The 3065-nt window shown below is 44.5% G+C and carries 4 protein-coding genes; all 4 read right to left on the bottom strand.

Translation table 11 applies throughout. The features are described 5' to 3' along the window. A partial coding sequence (locus tag ACWA6V_RS19925; RefSeq protein ID WP_449524129.1) for a TIR domain-containing protein occupies positions 1-355 on the bottom strand: 355 nt, incomplete at its 3' end. A 17-nt stretch (positions 356-372) separates the two neighbouring features. Continuing rightward, positions 373-849, bottom strand: a complete 477-nt coding sequence (locus ACWA6V_RS19930) for a toll/interleukin-1 receptor domain-containing protein (protein ID WP_449524130.1) — start codon at positions 847-849, stop codon at positions 373-375. Positions 850-878: 29 nt separating this feature from the next. After that, positions 879-2270 carry a DUF3999 family protein gene (locus tag ACWA6V_RS19935; RefSeq protein ID WP_449524131.1) on the bottom strand — a complete coding sequence of 464 codons (1392 nt, stop codon included), beginning with the start codon at positions 2268-2270 and terminating at the stop codon, positions 879-881. A 14-nt stretch (positions 2271-2284) separates the two neighbouring features. Next, the coding region (locus tag ACWA6V_RS19940) for a DUF2339 domain-containing protein (RefSeq protein ID WP_449524132.1) at positions 2285-3065 on the bottom strand (781 nt) is incomplete at its 5' end.

The following is a 3065-nucleotide window of genomic DNA, read 5'->3' on the forward strand; positions in this document are numbered from 1 at the left end:
GCAATGGAGCTAATCTGTCCATGCCTCCAAAATCTCTCCAAGGGCACTCCGCAACTATTATAGTAACTATTCTTTTTCCATCGGCCAGAGCCAATTTAGAGGCTGCGTCCCAATCCGCCTTACACTCTTTTGAGCTTAAGAAATCAATACTAATTAAAAATATTATTATATCTGATTCGGAGAGTGCCAACTTTTTTCTCTCGCTGATATCTTGTCCTGCTATAACCTCTCTCTCACACCATTCATCAATCAAATTATGTTGACGCAACAGTGTGAGATACTTATCCATTGTATATTTGTGTTGATTGTCAGCTTGAGCGAAGCCATAAAAAATTTTAATAGGTGCGCTATTCATACGTAAGTCCTTAAAAGCTAATTCTTAATAACTGACTTTCTTTCAATTATTTCCAATACGAGTCTTCTTATGCTGCTATAAACGCTCATCCAAGCCGAGTCCTCACTATCCCATAACGCTATTGGTTTTCCATCATATGGCAACACTAGCGATTCACTCATATTTTCAAAGTCAAGCCACGGGCAATCCCTAACAATTATTGAAACTAGGTTTTTACTTTGTGCTTTGGCAATTTTATTTGCAGAATCCCACTCTTTTTTACAAGCTGGGGACGCAATGAAATCTATACTGACTAAAAATATAATTAAGTCGGCACTTGCCAATGCTTTTTCAATTTCATTGTTTATATTCTTGCCAGGAAGAATCTCTTTGTCAGACCACTCTGAAATCAACTTCTCATTTCGAAGTAAGGTATTAAATTTTTCCATGTTCTTCTTATGCGAGCTATCCGCATGACTGTAGCTATAAAACACATTAATTGGATTAATACTCATCAGTTTCTCCTTTTATTACTACTATAAAACTATCGCATCTGCCCCATCAACCTAACCGCAACACCCACCAACACCGCCACAGCTAAAATCAAAATCCCCCAAAACAACAGCGTCTTCCAACTCACCTGCATGCCATGACGAGCAAACGAATCTATATTCGGATTCAACTCGGTAAACGCCACCTGCCCCCACTGCAATTCTTTACCACTTACCAACTGCGAAAAAATCTGTCCGCTGGTTTGTTGGCTATTGGGTGCTGCTTGATCATCTATCGCGATTTTGTATGGCGCTGCATTGTTTGCAATGAATTGCAGGGTTTGTGGTTGGCGATGGAAAACCAGCGTGGGATTAAGCGTGGTGCGTACCAGTTCGTTGAGTTCAACGCGCCAGTAGATATCGCTATTGCTGTAGATATTGATTGCATCGCTCTGCTGCCACTCGCTCCCTACTTGCGTATTAAACCAAATTCCTTGATGAAGTAATTGCCAGGGTTGTTTTTCGGTATTGCGCGAAAACACTTTGATGTTATCGCCATACATAATGGTGCCGAGGTTGAGGCTGATATTGGCAACGGGGGCAATGTCATCGCGCGCAAATTCCCAGGCAGCAACGGGCATACTAGCGGTGTGATTGCCTGCGCGCATTGCTGAATCCTGATCTTCCGCGAGTGCGCCTTTTACTTCCCAGCGATCAACCACGGGGGCATTGGCGACTTTATCGGTGTTTTCGATCTGGATTTTTCTGAGCTCCAAATTCTCATTGCCGCGCGTGAATTTCAACCGCAAATAAGCGTATTGTTTCTCGCTCAAATTGACTGAAATTTTATTACGCGTAAGCAACTGCCCTTCTTTTTGCAATTGCACCAACGTGGTTTGCGCGATGCTCGACCAAGTGGTGAGGTCATTAGTGCCGCTGACTTGCACCTCCAAATATTGGCTAGTTTCCGTTACCTGCCAATCCACCACTAATTTATCGATGCGGGTTTTTAGATCACTTACATCCACCACATAAAAATCAACCGGTGCACTTTGGTCTTGCAGTTTATCGTTAGTGGTTTTTTCTACGCTGACCGATATTTCATTCGCATCCAACCGAATAGATGCACTGCTTAACGCGATTAACGCCTCAGGCGGTGCACCAACGGCAACAGGAAAGAAACGCGCATCGGCCAATTGCGATTGCTCATTCACTTGGGTACTGGGCGCAGTAATGCGGTAGGGCAATTTATTGCGTTGCGCATCGGTCACTACCAGATCATTTAATTGCGCATCCGAGCTGTAGCGATAAATATCGTGCGTAAGCGTAGTTTGCACATAAGTGCCAGGCGCTTCGTTTATTTGGTAAACGGGGATGACTTCGGCGTTGGCCGTCATACCCAGTAAGCACGATAACAATAGGAAACGCTTTTTAATAACTTGCATGGCTAACTCCACAATCAAACCTCTTCATCTGCTGTTGATTTCGCCTTCGCCGGAATTGGCGATAAATAACCAATCAACAGCATCAAACCGCCGACAACCATAAACGAAACGATGCGCGCGAGTGTGCCTGTGCCGGTTAGGTCTTTGGTGAAAAGTTTTAGTAACACCAAACCCAGCAAACCGGCGCCGAGCATCCAGAGTTTGCGTTCTTGCCAGCGGCGCGAGAGGTTCATGATGACCAGCGCGCAAATCGCCCAGAGGATCGACAGTGCCATTTGTACGATGACGGAATCCCACATCACATGGGATACATATTCCACATCCGCGTATTGGTGAATTGCACGCAGCAATACAATGTTAATCCACACAAAACCCAATAAACCGATTGCGCCATAACGCAACTCTGGCGGCGCTGAATGTAAACCGATAAAGCCGCGCTTAATCGCATAGGCAAAAATAATCAGCACTGCGGCTTGCGCTAAATCGAGCGGATTTAAAATGGGCAAATAGAATTGATCGGTAATACCGGAATAGTGGCTGGCATAAATAAACCAGAGCAATAGACCAAACAGCAGTGGTGCGGGAATTAAGTTTTTGTAATCCGCCGGGTAATTTGCAAACGGCCAAATGGATTTATTGGTGAGGTTCAACAAGGCAACCAAAGGCACTACCAGACAGGCAAACCACAATACCGCTGCACTGGTGCCGTACCACTGCAATTCATTTTGCCAGTGGCTCGCTTCCCAATACACAAGGCTAAATAAAAACCAAGCGGTTAACACATGAAACACACTG

It is taken from the genome of Cellvibrio sp., assembly GCF_053579595.1.

Bases quoted from the DNA above. Each gene is read 5' to 3' on its own strand.
- ACWA6V_RS19930 (WP_449524130.1), bottom strand. From the start codon at position 849: ATGAGTATTAATCCAATTAATGTGTTTTATAGCTACAGTCATGCGGAT.
- ACWA6V_RS19935 (WP_449524131.1), bottom strand. From the start codon at position 2,270: ATGCAAGTTATTAAAAAGCGTTTCCTATTGTTATCGTGCTTACTGGGT.